A 17,486-nucleotide genomic window follows, 5' to 3' on the forward strand; every position below is an offset into this window, starting at 1 on the left:
CTTTAAGGCTACTTGACCCCGCGGAAGACCCACCCCAAAAAATTTAAACACAGGCAAAGTTCTTTTGATTCGTTGGGCCCGTGGCGTAGCTAGGAAGCGTGGCGGCCTGCGGAGCCGTTGGTCCCGGGTTCAAGTCCCGGCGGGCCCGCCATGCTAGGTTTCTATTTGTGTAGCTTGTGTTTTGTTTGTGAATATTTTTTCTAGTTCTTTTAGGTGTATTGTGGGGAATGTTAGTGTTAATGCGTCGATGATTTCGTAGATTTTTGTTTCTTCTTCTTTGTCTAGGAAGTTGTCTTGCTCGATGAGGTGGTTTAGTGTTTCTAGGAGTGTGGTTGCTTCTATACGTAGCTGGAGTCTTTTTCTTTCTATGTTGCCCCGCTTTGACTGGTATTCTTCTGGCGTGATTTCGCTGGAGATGTATTTTTCGTCGAGGAGGAGGAGTGTGTCTCGCAGGTTCCTGAGTTCGGCTACTATTTCTGATAGCCTGTCTATTATGGCGCGTGCCGCTTCGTGTGTCTGGTCTAGTAGATATATTTTTCCCTTTTCGATCCTGATCCTCTCGGGGGACGTTGTTATTTTTTGGTTTCCATGCGTCTTTATGACAACTTTGAGTGGGTGCTTGTCTTTTTTGGAGATGTAGATTTTCCAAATTATGCCTATGTTTTCCCCTTTCCTGTTGTAGAGTTGTTTTCCTACTACTTTTTCGAGGATTTTCTTGTCGTTTATTTCGCTTAGAAGTAGCCCTCTCATATACTTCGTTTATTTTTGCTTTGTGGGTTTTTATCAAGGGTATGTTTGTTTATGTTGGGGTTTGTCGAATGAAAAGTCTTTGTATTATTTTTGTCATACGGAAAATTCTGTATCGAGGAGGGAAAATAAGCGTTTAAAAGTAGTAAATAGAGTGTAAATATGGGGATGATTGTTCAGAGTTGCTCTGAGGGGTGAGGAGAAGGCATTTGTATGACCCATAAAAACCGGGAAACTTTATTCTTGTAGTCTGGTTACGTTTAGGACGTCTAGTTGGCTTACCCCTGGCACTGACTGTATTATTGTTTCGAGTTCCTCTGTGCCTCCCTCGGTTTCTTCTGGCATGAAGATTACCATGCGTAGTGCCTCGAGGCCGAATGCTATGGGTTCGGCCTGGTATTGGGCTATTTGGTATTTTTGCGGTAGCTTTTCGGCTATTCTGTTTTTTAGCTCTTCGGGTTTCAGTTCTGCGTCTTCTGGTAGCACTCTTATTAATACTGCTACTCGGGCCATATTGACCGTGATGTGGTGAGATTGGTGGGTAATAATATTTTCGCTTGGAGAGTTTTTTCTCTAAACATCTAACGTAGAAAAAATATTCGTGGAGAATGGTTTATGGTCCTTCAAAGCCACATTTTGGACAAACGTATCTGTTGCCCTGTTTTCTGCATTTTTCGCATCTCCATATTACGGCCTCTCCACAGTTAGGGCAACGGAAGCTTGTGGCCCTCATGGATGGTGCTATTGGCCTCCCGCAAGATGTACATTTGGGTAGAGCTATCGTGGTAGCCATATTGACGCCTTTTGCTTTTCGTTTATCTTTTTTAATAAACTTTTCGCGCGCGGTGAGCATAGAAAAACTAATTAGGTGAACCCTTGCAAGTGGAGTGGGGATACACACGTCTAGCGTTGATGAGACAATAGTTAATCTGAAAAAGAAATGGCTACCAATCTACGTGGTTGCCCTTGTTGCTTCTATAGTTATTCTCGTAGCCCTACTATACCTCTATTTCTCGACAAACTACGACCAGTATATGTCTGGCGCCTTGCTAGTAGCCATGCTCGTAGCGTATATTTCTTGGTCTCTTGGAAGACTATTAAAGATCAGGCCCGCCTCGACACAGCTCATCACTCTCCTAAAATGCGACACCTGTGGCTATGAGGAAGAGAGAAACTATGCTGAGGGCGATGCTTTATTCCAAGAAAAGGGAGTCTGCCCAAAATGTAACAGTGGGAAAATGGTGGTCATGGGGATCTTTGTTCGAAAGATTGAGGGGCAAAAGTCTAAAGGATACTCCCTTTTCAAAATGTAGCTAGTCACATAGCAGGTTTTGTTTGATATTATTGAAGAAGAACCTTAGAAGAATACGTTCCCTTATGGCTTTTTCACTAGTGGCTTCCCGCACACTGCACATTTTCCCTGGAGCTTTCTAGTGCAGTCCGGGCAGTAGCTTATTCCGCAGTTCTGGCAGTAGTAATACTCGTCTCCTTTGTAGATCTTCTTGCCGCACCTGACACATCTCCCTAGCACCATTGTTTTGGGTATGTATGCCAAATGGATTCACCTCAAGGCCTTTTGTCTTTGTGAAATACGATGTTTATAAACATTTTCCCACGCATAAAACACCTCCCATGAGAAATAATGACGGGGTTAAGGCTTCAGCTATCCCCTAGCTTTGTCCGCGCGTCTTCAACGTATATTCAGCGACCGGGCACTTGAGATTACAAAGATAACACTGTTTACATGCATCACTATTTATCTTTACCCCGCCATTCTTTTCATCGATACTGATGGCTCCAACTGGGCAGTTCGATGCACATTCTAGGCAACCAGCACAGTAATAGGCCCTCATGAAGACCCTTTCTAGCGTCTCCATGTCCCTAGGAGTAAGCACACGCTCTGGCTCAATGACCAGCTTGTTGTCTTCGACTTGGACTTTCTTTAGCTTTATTGTGGGGCTCGAGATGGACAAGTTGAGAAGTTTTTCTGGGACGAGTTTCGTTGTAGGTCTAGCTAGGAGTATAAATTCTAACTTGTCTTCTTTCTTGCTTACTTGGTACTGTGCACCGCGCTGATCCTTGTAGCTGGCTGGACATTCTTTCAATATGTCTTTTGGCGGCTGTATCCACCTCCAGAGACCACAATCGACCCATTCGCTTGGTAGACCATGTTTTTCTGCATAGGACTTGAGATAGTTTTCCCATTTCCTGTAAAGCTCTGGCTTGGCCTTTTTTGCTATTTCTATTTCTCCAAGCTCTGTTGCGGGGCACAGCCAACAGCCTAGCCTGTCAAAGCCCACGTAGTAAAGCTTGTTTACGGGAAGCTTTTCGAGAAAAATGTAAAGCCAGATGTCTAGAGCAGTCCAGTCCTGTATCGGGCTTGCGGCAATTATGCTGGGAAGCCATTCATTTCTCCATATCCGCGGCGACATGGCCCTGGCACTTGACTCATATTTTCTCTGCCCAACCAAGCTTATTGCTCCCCCTGGAAAGGCTGACTTGAGCGTCCTGGCTAGAACCGAGAACTTTGTTACCTTACAGCACCACCGGTAGTCGCGGGCCGGTGGACCCATTATTTCTAGCCCTCTCCAGAAATTGTCGCCCGCATCGACCTCGATGAAATCGACGCCATAGTGCTCGGCAACTTTTCTTGCAAATTCGACTGTTTCATCGAATTCTAGACCCGTATTGTTGAAGATAGCTGTCACGTTCTCTTGGCCGAGGGCTTTAACTGTAAGGTGCAACGTGACTAGGCTGTCTTTCCCGCCTGAAAGGGACACAAAGACTGGAAGGTTGTACTTCTCCTTTAGGCTCCTGATAAACCTTATTGCTTCTTCTTCTTTCTCTCTAAGAGCCGCTTCATTGAATTTGACTACCTCAAGCATAGATGGGTCTTTGTCGAGCCAAGAAGACGGCTTTGCAAGCCAGCTTTTCAGGGTGTAGATCCTGTTGGATCTCACCCTCACGCCTATGCCATAGTATCTCCCGTTCGCTGTACCAAGCATTATGTACTCGTCCCTGTCTGATGCCGGAAGATTAGATGAAAGAATAGAATCTTCCTTGATGGTGAAGCCTCGCGAGAGCCTTGGGAGGTCGACAACCGCATAGTAGCCGTGTCTGTTCTTGACCGATTCTTCAACGAGAAAATAGAGAGGCTTAAACCTGAACCTCCTTTGCTTCAGGTCATAGAAAATGTGACCCACAACTTGTCCGTCAAGTATCACTTCTTCTGCGTAGTCTGGGTAGGGGACCTTGTTAAGAAGTATAGTTTTCCTTTTGGGTAGCGGAGGCTTTGACGGGTAAAAGTACCCCTCTATTATTTCCCATACAAACTTGTAGTAGTAGCCTACAAGAGGCCTAGCGTCTCCAGGCGGGGTTAGTCTTACCTCAGTAAACATGCCGCTTGAGGGCTTGGAGATAAAGGGGGAATTGTTCTCAAGGCTCCACCAAAGCCTAGCGCTATGAGTCTTTAGGACTTCAAACTTGCTTCTGCCAGTCAATTCGGCTTCTAGCCAGTAATTGCCCCTTGTATTTTAAAGGTTTGTTTTAAAAGGAAATATGATAAAAGTATTACGCCCGTAATATGATCGTGGAGGGTATTGTTGCCCTATCGGCAACAGCATCTATATACGTGTTTAACAAGAGGCGGCAAAGCAAAAAGAAAGTCAAGTACCGTGTCTACCCTGCTAGAATAATTCTGTAGCACATTGGAGCGGCTTTAAACACAAAAAATAGATATTATTTAAAGAATCCTGGTAGATGTTTGTAAAATGATTTACTTTTTGTTTTAAACCTAAAAAAATTAGAACTTAGATTTATTTGTTTATTTTATTTTGTTAAATGGTTAAATATGGCAATGCAGGCTACAAGTATCCTCATATACGTCCCCGCATGTAAAGGAGGGGTGGCTATATATGAGCGAAAAATATAGAGGACTCTCCCCGGCAGAATTTTTCCACAGAAACAAGGAGATAGCCGGCTTTTCTAATCCCTCTAGGGCTCTCTACCAAACCGTCCGAGAGCTAGTCGAGAACTCGCTAGATGCAACCGAGACCCACGGCATCTTGCCATATATAGATGTTGAGGTTCGGCTTCACGAAGACAGACCAGAATGGGTAACACTTAGGGTCGCCGACAACGGTATCGGCATTCCAGCGCACGAGATACCGAATGTCTTTGGTAGGGTCTTTTATGGATCCAAGTACGTTGTCAGACAGACGCGTGGCGTGTTTGGGCTAGGCGTGAAAATGGCTGTACTCTATGCACAGATGACTACGGGCAAACCAATATATGTCAAAAGCTCGACGAGGGACTCGGACGTTGTTGGAGAATACTTGCTATACATAGATATCAGCAGGAATATTCCACATGTCCAGAAGATGAGAATAAAGAAGAAAAACAAGAACTGGCACGGGACCATAGTTAGGCTGACCCTCGAGGGGGCATGGCTACAGTCAAAGAAAAGAATAGAGGACTATATTAGGCGTACAGCCCTCATCTCTCCATACGCCACTATACGGTACCGCTCTCCAGACGGTGAACTTCTCTTCGAGAGAGTCTCTAAAGAGCTGCCCGAGCCGCCACAAATAGGCAAATACCACCCGAAAGGAGTCGACATCGAGATACTAAAAGACCTGATTAGACGGTCAAACAACAATGACATGACGCTGGCGGGATTCCTGGAAAAATACTTTGAGGGAGTTGGCGAAAAAATAGCCCAAGAATTCCTCACATGGGCTGGATTCCAGCCTGACACAAAGGTCAAGGAGCTAAAACTTGCAGATCTCGAGAAACTGGCAACAGCCATGAAAAACTTCCCCAAGTGGCGCAGGCCGAGACCACTTACCCTTTCGCCCCTGGGACCCGAACTCCTCAAAAAGGGAGTAAAAAGCATACTGAAGCCCGAATTCGCAACAGCAGTGATTAGGCCTCCATCTTCATATGGTGGACACGCGTTTATCGTTGAGGCAGCGATAGCGTATGGCGGCGAGATACCGCCCCAAGACAACGTGCTCCTGCTTAGATTCGCCAATAAGATGCCCCTCCTATACGACGAAGGCGTAGACGTATCGCGAAAAATCGTCGACTCAATAGACTGGAGCATCTATAAGATAAAATTCCCAGCCCCAGTGGCAGTCGTCACACATGTCTGCTCCACGAAGATACCATTTAAGGGAGTCGGCAAGGAGGCCATCGCAGACGTGCCCGAGCTTGAACACGAACTAGAAATAGCTATTAGAGACGTTGCGAGGAGGCTACGCATATACCTATCAAAGCTGGAAAAAATGTACGAGGTCAAGAGGAAAGAGGTAACGATCAGGAAATACATGGGGGAGGTTTCGTCATCCCTTGCCTATGTCCTAAACATGGACCCAAACAGTATTTCCTCGCTTCTAGAGGAACTACTTAAGAAAGAGCTCGAGAAAAAAGAGGTGACGGTGAATGCCTAAGAATACTCAACAAGCCGGCAAACCCATCTCTCCCAGTTCAGAGGAAGTCCTAGCAAGGCTGGAACAGCTCGCCAAGTCCATCTACGACCAGATACAGTCCGGCAAGCCGCCCTACCTTGACATACCCGTCAGAACCCTCGCTAATACAATTTGGGACAAGAAGAGGAAACTCCTCGTCCTCGGACCAAAGACTGCAAAAAGAGAGTTCTTCGACATTGGGGAGTCTAAACGCTTCATGCAGACGATCCTCATGCTCTCCCTCATTGTCAGGGCTCGCAGAGAAAACGACTACCCAACAATCAGAGATCTATATTACACTGGCAAGCACACAATCTACTATGTAAATGAATACGGAAAGAAGGTCAGCGAGGAAACGTGGGACGACCAACGGGAATCCAACGCCGTAATCCAGGACATAGAGGTCGCAACGGGACTTCTAAGGGAACATATGGGAATCATGCATGACGCAAAGGGACGTATAGTCGGAAACATGATCATAAGGAGTAAGGGGACAGAGATCGACCTCTCAAGAATGGGTAGCGGTGCCTGGGGAATACCCAGCAACGTTGACCAGCTAGAAATTACAAAGGTAGAAGCTGACTATGTCCTAGTTGTGGAAAAGGGCGCTATATTCGAGAGATTGAACGAGGAAGAATTCTGGAAGAAGAACAAATGTATACTGGTGACGGGTAAGGGCCAGCCTGACCGCAGCACTAGGAGAATGGTTCGTCGACTTTGGGAGGAGTTTGACTTGCCGGTGTATATATTGACGGACGCTGACAGCTATGGGTACTATATTTACAGCGTTTATAGGAGCGGGTCTATCTCTTTGAGCTACGAGAGTGAGAGGCTTGCTACGCCTGAGGCTAGGTTTCTAGGCGTCTCTACGTCTGACATTGAGCGCTACAAGATACCGAAGAACTATATTATCAAGGCGACTGAGCGCGACATAAAGCGTGCAAAGGAGCTGATGAACTACCCGTGGTTCAAGGAGTCAAAACGCTGGATGGAGGAGCTTCAGCTCTTCATAGAGCGCGGCGAAAAGATAGAGATAGAGGCTCTTTCGGGCCACGGCTTCAAGTTCCTCAGCAACGTCTATATACCCGAGAAAATAGCGAACAAGGAGTGGATAATCTAGTTAGGCTACTCGTGTGAGACAAGGGTAACTGTCTGCTCTACTTCTTTTAGACTCCTTATCATTGATATGACTTTGTCTAGCTCGGAGAGTGTAGGTGGCTGGACACGTATAACTATGTCCCATAGGCCATATGTGACGTCAACGTCGTTCACGAATGGAAACTTCTTGACTTGCTCGGCAACATCGTATTCTTTTCCGGGCTTGGTTGTGACTAAGATGTAGCCCTTTACCATTCTTCCCGCAGTGTAGAAAAAATCGTGGATATATATTTCTTTCTCGGTTTATTTTGTAAAAGATATACCCATTTTATAGCTAGCTATCCTTTAGCGATTACGAGGTGACAGGTAGAATTAATGTAGATGGTTGGTGCTTCACGGGTGACAGTTGTCTCAATGAATAGTAATAGTAGGACAAGTAGAGCTAGGATAACTATGAAGCCGTATAGTGTTTTATCCACTGGTTACCACCCGAGAAGCTTTTTCCCGGAGATGAGACCTGCAAGTGTCGTGAGTATGCTTAGCGGCAACCAGAGGGGGTAGAAGGATGGTGAGCCTAGGGATAGTAGGGCTAGGCCAAGTGTATATACGATAGAGGCATATATGAGGTAGAGCTCTATCCAGGTGTATAGTTGGGCAGGGTCTATTATTATTCCTAGTGATGCCAGCATGTCTCTTGAGGCAAGCGTTGAGAGTAGCTGTGTTATTAGGCTTGAGCTGAAGCCGAGGAGGAAAAGAGAGACCAGGTTGCTTAGTGCGCTAATTGTTCCACGGGCACGTATTGCTTTTAGTGTTTTGAGTATTTCTTCGTAGATGTTTTTGAGTTCTGCTAGACCCGTCCTTTCCGAGCCGCGCGCGCCCACACCTGTTACTATTAGCTCGCTGGGGGTGGGTTTTCCGCGAGCTCGAGTAGCCTGCGTAGCATTGGTGTTTTTGGCTGTAGGCCGTGTTTTTCTGCTAGCCGTTTGAGTGCTTTTTGCCATTCCTGGTAGTTTTCTGCTAGTTTCAGTAAGTTTTGTCCCGCGATTTCCACTATGTAGTAGCGGGTTTCAACTGTGTATATTCGTCCCTGTATTCCCATCTCTCCTAGAAGCCCTAGGAGCTTCTCCGCTTCACTAGGGTCTTTTAATTGTGTCCGTGCTCGTAGGCTTTGACTTTTGTTGTTGTAGTTTAGCCAAAAGGTGTATCCATTAAATGTTGCATGAATCGGAAATTGTTGTTTCTGATTTACAAAGCTCTTCAGCAGTTTCCATTTATCACATTCAAGAACATCCATCAGTTTTCCAATACCTGTCTTATATGCAAACTCAAGCATTATCTTTGCTTCTTCGCGCGTTATTGGTCTCTTTTCTCGGCCATCGAAGAATTCAGGTCTTCCCTTCTTCTTAAGGCCGTCCCCTAGGAAAAACGTTAGCTGACTAAGAGGGTGCTGTATCTGCTTTGCCTGTTTTTTGCCGTCGGTTCCAGGCCATTGTTGCTCCCAACTCTTACTTATAAGTAGCCATTGGATGGTTGGACCCTTCTTGTTTAGATTTAAGGAGTCTACGTAAACCCATAACGAGCCGGGTCGCGTGACGGCCCAGGCGAAAAACTGCCATGCTTTGGTCGTGGTCATACTAGCGCGCGCGTGCCTGTCGTGTCCCTCATCACTTGATCTCCATCCCGCCTGTAGATAGTAGAGGTCTTGGTCGGATACGTTGAGTATGTCTGGGAACTCTACTTCCGTGCTTATTCCACGTATTGGCATACTGTATATCCATGTCTTTTTCTGAAAATGTGCACTAATATACCACTCTTCGCCAAATGGAAATAGGTGTAGTGTCTTCTTACCGCGTGGTTCTACTTCGATTGTGATGTTGGTATTTTCTAGTGCTTTCAATAGTTTCTGTAGCTTAGCTTCTGCTTGCGGAAAAGCCTTGTCTAGACACATAATCAGTTTTTCTGTGAAGTCCCGTAGCGTGTTGGCTTTGTCTGTTGAGAGACCTAGCTCGTGTATGAGGGCTTCTGACGTCTTGTAGAAGAACTTCTTCTGTTCACTTACGAGGTTGTCCAGCCGACTTTGTGCTAGCTGTGTTCTACTATATAGTTCTTGTAGGAGCCCTTGGCTCGTCCGCCAGCCCGAAGGGCTAGCCGTCCCCATCTCCATGCCTGCTCACCCCGGATCCATGGCTCCGGGGGCGCCCCTTTAGGGCGCGAAGAGGCATGGATCCGGCTAGGCCCCAGGGGCCGGCGGGACGGGTGGCTCATTGTGTATCATGGGAGATAGTGAATAGTAGCATATAAGCGTAGAATCCGTGGATTCACATGTGTCGTGGATCCTATGTTAAGCGATAGATGAACGTGCGGTTCATGGTCATCAGTGGCTGTCGATGGCTGGCTCCTTTCCCCGCTCCCCCTAGCCGCGGCCCCCCGGGGCACAGCCCCAGGCACGCCGCGACCCTCACCGGCCCATCACGCAGGCAAGGCACAGCCATGCCCGCGGGGCCTCGCACCACCCCCTCTTATGGGGGCGCCACCCTGCAAGGGTGGGAGTGGGATAGGGGAAGAGCGGGAACAAAAAAAGACTCGTTTTTCTGGCGGACGGGCTTGCATGCCTTAGGCTACTCGGCCCTCTGCGGAACCCACCCCTTCTAGCGCGCGGTCATGTAATTGATCAATTTAATTTAAGGAGTCCTTAGAAATATTTGAAATATATTAAGAGACCTCCCTCATTAAATTAAATATTTTCGATGCGCTCAGCTAGTAGTGTTAACTCTTGCATTATTGTTTATCCTCCCCCCTCCCTCTGGGGACCCCTAATGCGGGCTCATCGTCACCTTTGTCCCCAGAGCTCATTCATTGATTTGAGGTGGCTACGCTGAACCGTTGTAGCGTAGCCCCCAAACGCGTGTCTTCCTCGCCCCACCCTGTGTGGGGCTCGACACGGCCAGCCAATAATAATTATTACTAGCCCAAAAATATAATTTTCTACTTTACATATGCAAAACCTCCTGCCACACGTCAAGCCCTGCCTAGAAAAGGGTCTTCTCGGCTAGCTACAGCCCCGGGAGGCTCTGGAGCCAAAGCATGCGGAGGCTTTGTCTCTTGGAGATGGAACCCTCGGTGCTCTGTGCCGAGATAGAAGTCAGAGAGTTTAAGCCTTGGATGCGCCCAAGCTTCAAGTAGTGAGGGCGAGGTTTAGAATTATCTTCATTAACTATCATTTGAAACAAAAGCGCCCCAATTCTTTCTTAGTTGCATCAAACTAAAGGGCTACTATGCAATCTACTTCGAGTTAATGCGCTTTCAATTCTTTCTTAGTTGCATCGGAAGGATTGATACACCTAGTAATTTACGCGAGGTGAGCCTTTCAATTCTTTCTGAGTTGCATCCGAATTGTTTTGCCCGGGTGTGGTTTATATGTTTAACGTTTAATTTTGTCAAGAAGTCGGCAAAACTGCCCTAGCACTCAAATTTACCCGTTGGAAGCTTCTGAAACCTCCCATTCGGGAAGCTTCCCGAAACATCCCGTTAGAGATTAGGATGTTTTCCGTGTAAACTTGAATTTAAAATAGTCTTCCCATTTAGAAACTTCATAAACAACTTTTAGCGCTTTTGGAGACTTGGACAAAACGGTTTTGTCTTTTAGGCTACCCCTGTGTCTTGTTTTGTGCTTGTCGCTGTGTAGTTTGTTTTAGGCGCCTAGCCTTGAAGCTGTTGAATACCCCAGCGACAACGGATTGTATCGTCAAGCATGGGCTTCCCGGCGTGTAGTCCCCGTTCTCTTTCAGGGCTTGCCATGCAATATTGCCTGCTTTCTCAAGCATTACCCATGTCAGCGCATCCATCACCGGGTAAAGCCATGGATCATTGCCCATCCCGGCCAGCACTGCCGGGTATAGCTCTAGGGCGCGCAACACGTAGATCCTCAAGAGCCCCCAGCGGGGCTCAAGCCAACCCCTCCAGTACCCGGCGAACCCTGGACACGCAACGAGGGCATGTAGGAGGCTTGGCGGGCCCCACCTCTTCCTGGCACGCTTGTAGCCCTCATAGTTTGCAGGTGTCATGAGCCTCCCAAGGATGACCTCCAAGTTGGAGCTGTAAATGCACCGCGGGGATCCGGCCCTCTCGAGCATCGCCAGGAAGGCCCCATACTCGAGGTACTCACACACCGTGTCGAGTGCCGTGGCGGCGACGTATAGCGGGGAGGGAGTCTGCTCTGCAAAGTGGCCTGTCACTCGCATCATGAGGACGTTTGACATTTGGAAGGCCCTCAGCCCGCTCGACACGTAGCGCTCTAGCTCCCTGTTCGGCTCGAAGCTCATCCCGGCGAGGCTTGACAAACTTTTGGTCCTCCCAGCAATGAAAAAGTACTGGTTCGCTAGGTCTACGAGTTCCCGTAGCGTCTCGACCGGCCCGAGCTGACCAAGCCTCCCGACGCCGTCTTTCCCCAAGAAGTGCTCTGGCACGTGGAGTAGCCTGTCCAGTGACGCGTGGAGTATCCCTGCGTAGTAGCAGAGACCCCTAGGAGCCACATGCGGATCCTCGTTAGTACACCTTGCCAGTATGTCCGCAAGCTCCTCGTAGCTGGATGCGCCGAGGACCCTAAGCATGCAGTCCACGTCTAGGACAAGCGCCTCTTGAAGAGCATATGCGACCCTCTCCAGTGCCTCGGCATAGCTCTTCTCCAGCTCCCGGGCTATCCTCCAGGCCCTCTCCGATGCGTTCTTTGCACGTGGAAGCATCTTCAGGCTCTGCTCAAAGTATATTCTCCTGGCCTCCAGGGCATCGCCTCTAAGCTCCTCCATGCTCATTCATCTCGCCCAGAACCCTGTCTATCCAGGATATGATTTTGCCAAGAGCATCCTTTAGCTCATGTATCTTCGCCAAGACCCTCGAAGCCTCATCTCCAAGCCCATACTTATAAGTATTTTCTGAGACAGCGTGCAGAGTCACTTCTATCTCGCGAAGCCTACCCATAAGGTTGTATGCACTCTCCCGTGCAAGCTCAAGCGCCTCCTTTTTGGCCAAGCCCTCTGCGAATCCTCCAAAGCCCTCCCTCAGCGGGCCTAGCTCCTCCCAAAGGCCTGTAACCTTCTCTTCTATACTATCGACCCGCCTCACCGCATAGTCAATTACCCGAGCAACGTCCTCGGCGCCAATGTAGGCCTGCAAAGCCTTATGGAATACCTCGGCCTCTTTCTCCCTCGCGCTGGGATACAGCCCCACAATCCATTGGTTCGCCTCTTGCTCGCCGTACTCAACGAGCATAGCCGCGTAGCCAAGCCCAGCCCAGTAGTCCCTGTCCTGGGGCTCCTCCATGGCTTTTACACCAGCCTCCATTGGGTCAATCGAGCGCCCATTAAGCACGGCGTCAATGTAGTCCTCTACGCCCGCGAGGAACCTGTCCAAGTCCACGCCTCCCAGGTCGATCCCTGTCCCTTCGAGGGCCCGGGGTATCTCGTGTATCCTTAGGTAGAGGTAGCCGGCCTTTCCAACCTTTGTCCCAGCCTCGTCGATGTTGCTTGCTAGTGCCCCCTCGAGGAACTCCCTAGCTCCCGTAAAGCTCTCGAGCTTCTCCCTAAGCTCGCCAGGCGTCAAGAGACCTAGTCTGAGCTGGTCAACTAGCGCAACCGCTCTGAGGTACTCTGCCTCGCGCCTAGCCTCCTCCGCCTCTTTTGAAGCAGCACCGGCGCGCGCGTGAGCTAGCCTCTCAAGTGACGAGAAGTAGTCGGCCAATACGTCGCCAAAAGCGTCTCCCCTCTTGTCGAGCTCCGCTAAGTCCAGCTTATAGAGCTCAGCCCTGAGGCCCATAGCCAGCAAAGTCGCCCTGTAGCTGTCCAATAGCTCCTGCTTGACCCGCTCCAGCTCCTTCTGGTCTGCACCGATAGCCCTGAGGTAGATGTAGTCCTCCACCTTCTCGACGAAGCTCTTGACCGGCTCCTTGACGCCCGGATCAAGCGAGTCTACAAGCCTGTCGAAAGCCTCGTTGAACTTGAGGGGTTCTCCCCCAGACCTCCACAGCTCCCTGAACCTCGGGTCCACTTCGCCAAGCATCTTGGCTATTTCGCCCCGCGCGCTAGCACTGGCCCTGAGCCAGGCGTCGGCCATGTCGTAGAATACCCTCCTGACCTCCTCGCTGTAGATATCCCTAATTATTGCCACGTCCTGTCTAAGGGCGTCGGCGTACGCCTTTAGCAGTGGGCTACCGGTCTTATCGAGCTTTTCGGCCAGGGAGAGCGCCGCAGAGCTGTACGCCTCGAACTTCATTCTTTCTGCCGAGGTGCCGAGGGCATTGACGTATTCGTCCCGCTTGAACGAGAGGTTGTAAATGTCTTTGGCTATTTCCTCAGTAAGCCCAGCCTTTAAGAGCTCCTTGCCCAGCGCCTCGCGTATTAATTTCCTAGCTTCTTCAAACAAGCCCTTATTGTTCTCGAGGACTTCAAGCACCCTGGAACCAGCCCTTATGCTCTCGCTCCACACGCCTGCATACTTCTCTACAAGCTCGCTGGCCCTAGAAGCATAGCCCTTGGGCCCAAGCTCTCTAATAGCTGTTAGTAACGCGTACTCCGTGAAGAACTCGTGCCATGCAGTGTTTAGCTCTCTAAGGTACCTCTCTGACTCCGGCGAGAACAAGCTCTTCTCTCGTAGCGCGATAGAGATGCCGACCATCAGAAGAACCCTGTGGTATATGGCGTATGGGTTCTGGACAACGCGTACAAGCTCCAGCCAGTCGCTGGCCTTCAGGAGCTTGCCCGCTGTCGGGTGTAAATATGCGGGGATGCCGCTCCTCTCGGAAGTCCTCATCGCCTCCCTACGTAACACGCCAGCAACCGCGCCAAGAAAAGCATCCACAGTATGCCTATTCCTGCTGAGCAAAGCGTCCTTCATTATCTCTAGGCTAAGCCTAACAGCAACGAGCGGCCTATGCTCGTACGACGCCTGCACCAGCCTCCGCGCCAAGTTCTCCAGCCTGACTGTTAGTAGCTCGCGCTCCTTCTCTGGGATAATCGGCTGTTTCGTAGCCGCGTCGAGAAGTATGGGCACATACTCTTTTCCCAACAGCTTCTCGATCCTTGCACGTATAAAGTCTTCTAGCTTCGCCAGGTTCCTCCACGTGATAGTTGCCTTTACAGCCTCCAACGCCCTGTCTCTGACGATGGCCAGCGGCATCTCTCTGCGCCACCTCCTCAGATTCTCGTTTATCTCTTTGACTACCGGCGAGAGGCGTTCACCTAGCCACGGGACACTTGGAACATTGGCCCCGGCAAGTGCCAGAACTACGTCTCCAATCCTTGAAACCACGATGTCCCAGTATGCCTGTCGGAACCTGCCTGGGAGGAAGTGTATCGTGATGCCTGCGCCCCCGAAAAACCCACTAATCGCGTCCATCGAAAACAGGCTCAGCGCGAAGGCTACACCAAACATGAAGATGAAGGGGTAAACGCCGAAGATGAAGTTCCTCGCCTCCTCCCTGAAGCTGACGGTTAGGGGCGTGTTGTCCACGAAGGGCTGGACAAGTGGGTCGTAGCTTAGCATCGTAATTGTCTCTGCCTTGACGGGGTAGCTGCTGAACTGTGCATAGTTGACTGTTAGCTTGAACGTTGCGGGCCTGACGACTCTGCCACAGTAAGTAGCAATGGCAAAGCCCTGGGGAGCACGGGGCGGGGAGACCCAATAGAAGTAGGGGTTGTAAAAGGACGCTACGGGCCTTGTATGTTGCCCCTCCACCTTGATAAATGTAACCTTCCTGATAGTGTTGTTTACCTTGTCGAGAGACACGTATAAAAGGTTCCTATCGATGAACGTGTTGTTAATAACTCTTGCTGTCTGATTGAACCACTTGTTGAACGTGTCGCTGGCTAGCTTTCGCCACGAATCTACGTTCCATACGTAGTAAGACCTCGATGATGTTTCGACCTCAGGTCTCATTGTTGTCCCGTTTATCTCCACGAGTCCCGGGTCGATGACCTCAACTTTTTCAACGGAGCCGTATGCCTTGCCAATGACACGGGTACAGTTTACGGTTACTGTGTAGTTCTTGCCGTCCCTTACTATGGTCACGTTTTTAGTGAACGTTGTGGCTTCGCCTACGCCCCACAGCCTTGCAATCATCACGTTCTGAGGGAACAGTGGGAAATAGGTGTAGTTGTACCACTTCGCCGTCTCTCCGCTTGTATGCTCAACTAGTATGCCGCTACGGCTATACCACGGCGTCGAGACATTGATGGGTACGAGGCTGAATGCATCCGTAGCCACATAGGCATAGTAGCCCTGGTATGGATCCCAGAAAGCAACAAACCACTTTTCCCCGCTGGGAAGGGGTCCCTGTATAACTGTAAAAGTAAAATTGTTGCCAGCTAGGTCGGCAAGCCTCGCCAGGTCTGGGTAGTGTATCTTTTGGAGAAACATGTCGTCGTAAGTGTTGAATGGCGAAGATGCATTGGGCGGGAGCGGCTTGACCGTGAATTTCGCGTTGTAACTTATGGGCTCCGCCCCAATAAATATTCTTGTAACTCTGTAGCGTCCCGTTAGCTCGGCAAAGCAGCCAACAGGGCGAACCACTGTACGGTTGGCCCTATCGATATCTTTGTATTCAATCACGGCTGGGAAACCCGCGTATACGTATGTGCCGTTGGGGAGAGGCGCCCCCGTGACTATGTGAATACATATTATGCTAGGAACACCTGTTGGAGGCGGCTCTACTGTTACGCCTTTCACCTCGTAAGCCACGTTATTTAGCGCAAACGGCAAGATATAGCCGAAGCCGAGACCCATGGCTAATATTGCGCCTCCGAGAGGCCTCGTCCTTTTAGAGACAAGGAGCGCGAGGCCGATAGGCACGAGTCCCCTAGCATATAGCCCTAGCTTGCCCAAGAACTCGTAGAACTTTCCGACCACGTAGAGTGCCTCCGCTATGCGTAGCGTAGCATCTGCAACGCCCTTAATGAGGCCGATGCCTGCGCTAGCGCCGTATCCTATAAGGAGCGAGGCACCACCAGTAAAAATCGCGGCCGCCCACGCTATGCCCTGGACAATTATCTGTCCAAGGGCGGCGTAGCTACTTATCTGGAGGGCTATCGGCATCGTCCTGTTCGCGGCCTGCTGTGCCTTAATGCCGAAGTCTAGTGTAAGCGCGGGGCTGAAGAGCGTGTATTGGACGTTGAAGTTCTTCGCCGCATAGTCTGCAATGTCTATAAGCATGAGTGGCAAAGCCACCACGAGGACGCCCAGCGAGGTGTAAAACCTTTCCTGGGCCTCCTTCGTCTTTTTTCTCAGGTACAGGTAGTAAGAGTATAGCGCCTCAAGGAAGAAAAGGACATAAGCTATTATTACGGCCTCCTCGAGCATCAGATTCCCCGAACCCTCGACACAAAAGTGTCTGCAAAGCCTCCCGCCGCCCGGCTCGCCGCGGCGGCGAGAGCAATAACTATGGCGCTCGCCACGGCTACGACGGTCGCAACTTCTGACAATAGCTTTCCATCGTTTACGAGATCCATGAGCCTGTTTGTAAACACCTGTTTAAACGCCTCGCTGAAGACATCGATAATCCCGCTTGTATAGTTGAACTTCAGCTGGTACACAGAATCCAACACATAGTGCACGGTCCCGCCACTTATCGCGGCAATCGCTAGGACGCTGAAGACCAGGTAGGGGCCGATACTCCTGAGCCGCTTTACACTAGTCATTGCGATTCCTATGCTTACGAGGAGGGATCCATAGTTCTCGACGAACTTCGTCAAAAAGAGCATTGCAACGCTGAAATACAGGAGAAACTGCGCCATGAACCGTGCAAGCATAGCCGCACTAGACACGGTGCCAGCAAGAGGGCTAAATATGACAGTCAATGTGAGGTCACGCTCAAGTAAGGCAATACTCAGAAGATAATTCACAAGCTTGCGCACGATAAGGTCCCAGTAGACCTCTGCAGTCCCAGGGGGAAGAATATTGATGTTCACAAGTGCCGCGGCTTCGATCCCGGCTATAGCTCCAAGCAACAAGATCCCGTGGCCTAAACTTTCAATGCTTTCAAATAGAAGGGAATAGCCCTGACTACGCTTCTCGGGGCTAGGCAGGTTCATGAGATATAACGCGTACGCTACCTCTATAACTATCGCGGCGAATGCTATACCGTACCATTGCCAGTTTATCGTGAACCACTCGATCATATGGAAA

General features: G+C 49.6%; 15 protein-coding genes and 1 tRNA gene. 4 read left to right on the forward strand and 12 right to left on the reverse strand.

The features are described from left to right. Window positions 1–74 precede the first annotated feature (74 nt). Window positions 75–151, forward strand: a tRNA-Arg gene (locus QXT17_RS01230). A 2-nt stretch (window positions 152–153) separates the two neighbouring features. Here QXT17_RS01230 and QXT17_RS01235 read toward each other — a convergent pair. The 3 genes from QXT17_RS01235 to QXT17_RS01245 form a co-directional block, all read right to left on the reverse strand. Next, window positions 154–750, reverse strand: coding sequence for a PRC-barrel domain-containing protein (locus tag QXT17_RS01235; RefSeq protein WP_020962620.1), 597 nt, complete (start codon window positions 748–750; stop codon window positions 154–156). 234 nt (window positions 751–984) lie between these two features. After that, window positions 985–1,260, reverse strand: a complete 276-nt coding sequence (locus QXT17_RS01240; protein ID WP_020962619.1) for an elongation factor 1-beta — start codon at window positions 1,258–1,260, stop codon at window positions 985–987. 100 nt (window positions 1,261–1,360) lie between these two features. Next, the gene (locus QXT17_RS01245) at window positions 1,361–1,600 is read right to left on the reverse strand and encodes a zinc finger domain-containing protein (protein WP_405054509.1); all 240 of its coding nucleotides are present in this window, start codon (window positions 1,598–1,600) and stop codon (window positions 1,361–1,363) included. A 34-nt stretch (window positions 1,601–1,634) separates the two neighbouring features. Between QXT17_RS01245 and QXT17_RS01250 the strand changes: the two genes are divergently transcribed. Further along, a complete protein-coding gene (locus tag QXT17_RS01250; protein ID WP_020962618.1) occupies window positions 1,635–2,060 on the forward strand; it encodes a hypothetical protein in 426 nt (141 codons plus the stop codon). A 62-nt stretch (window positions 2,061–2,122) separates the two neighbouring features. On the opposite strand, the gene QXT17_RS01255 is transcribed toward QXT17_RS01250, so the two are convergent. Beyond that, window positions 2,123–2,302, reverse strand: coding sequence for a hypothetical protein (locus QXT17_RS01255; protein ID WP_020962617.1), 180 nt, complete (start codon window positions 2,300–2,302; stop codon window positions 2,123–2,125). 115 nt (window positions 2,303–2,417) lie between these two features. After that, complete coding sequence (locus QXT17_RS01260) at window positions 2,418–4,247, reverse strand: phosphoadenosine phosphosulfate reductase family protein (protein WP_020962616.1); 1,830 nt, start codon at window positions 4,245–4,247, stop codon at window positions 2,418–2,420. 414 nt (window positions 4,248–4,661) lie between these two features. Between QXT17_RS01260 and QXT17_RS01265 the strand changes: the two genes are divergently transcribed. Next, window positions 4,662–6,197: a DNA topoisomerase VI subunit B gene (locus QXT17_RS01265; protein ID WP_020962614.1), complete on the forward strand. Its 1,536-nt coding sequence runs from the start codon at window positions 4,662–4,664 to the stop codon at window positions 6,195–6,197. Beyond that, entirely contained in the window at window positions 6,190–7,335 is a 1,146-nt protein-coding gene (locus tag QXT17_RS01270; protein ID WP_020962613.1) for a DNA topoisomerase IV subunit A, read from the forward strand. Before QXT17_RS01265 ends, QXT17_RS01270 begins: the two co-directional genes overlap by 8 nt. 5 nt (window positions 7,336–7,340) lie before the next feature. On the opposite strand, the gene QXT17_RS01275 is transcribed toward QXT17_RS01270, so the two are convergent. From QXT17_RS01275 to QXT17_RS01305, 7 genes are all read right to left on the reverse strand, one after another. Beyond that, window positions 7,341–7,568 carry an Lrp/AsnC ligand binding domain-containing protein gene (locus QXT17_RS01275; protein WP_020962612.1) on the reverse strand — a complete coding sequence of 76 codons (228 nt, stop codon included), beginning with the start codon at window positions 7,566–7,568 and terminating at the stop codon, window positions 7,341–7,343. An 83-nt stretch (window positions 7,569–7,651) separates the two neighbouring features. After that, window positions 7,652–7,792 carry a hypothetical protein gene (locus QXT17_RS01280; RefSeq protein ID WP_187147071.1) on the reverse strand — a complete coding sequence of 47 codons (141 nt, stop codon included), beginning with the start codon at window positions 7,790–7,792 and terminating at the stop codon, window positions 7,652–7,654. Between the two features lie 3 nt (window positions 7,793–7,795). Next, on the reverse strand, window positions 7,796–8,194 hold the full coding sequence (locus QXT17_RS01285) for a hypothetical protein (protein ID WP_342784282.1): 399 nt from the start codon (window positions 8,192–8,194) through the stop codon (window positions 7,796–7,798). Window positions 8,195–8,205: 11 nt separating this feature from the next. Next, entirely contained in the window at window positions 8,206–9,477 is a 1,272-nt protein-coding gene (locus tag QXT17_RS01290) for a hypothetical protein (RefSeq protein ID WP_342783678.1), read from the reverse strand. Between the two features lie 1,483 nt (window positions 9,478–10,960). Beyond that, a complete protein-coding gene (locus QXT17_RS01295) occupies window positions 10,961–12,124 on the reverse strand; it encodes a hypothetical protein (protein WP_342783679.1) in 1,164 nt (387 codons plus the stop codon). Continuing rightward, complete coding sequence (locus QXT17_RS01300; RefSeq protein WP_342783680.1) at window positions 12,105–16,661, reverse strand: hypothetical protein; 4,557 nt, start codon at window positions 16,659–16,661, stop codon at window positions 12,105–12,107. Before QXT17_RS01300 ends, QXT17_RS01295 begins: the two co-directional genes overlap by 20 nt. Beyond that, the gene (locus tag QXT17_RS01305) at window positions 16,661–17,479 is read right to left on the reverse strand and encodes a hypothetical protein (protein WP_342783681.1); all 819 of its coding nucleotides are present in this window, start codon (window positions 17,477–17,479) and stop codon (window positions 16,661–16,663) included. Before QXT17_RS01305 ends, QXT17_RS01300 begins: the two co-directional genes overlap by 1 nt. Window positions 17,480–17,486: the final 7 nt, after the last annotated feature.

The organism is Thermofilum sp., from assembly GCF_038871435.1.
Classification (GTDB): domain Archaea; phylum Thermoproteota; class Thermoprotei; order Thermofilales; family Thermofilaceae; genus Thermofilum; species Thermofilum adornatum.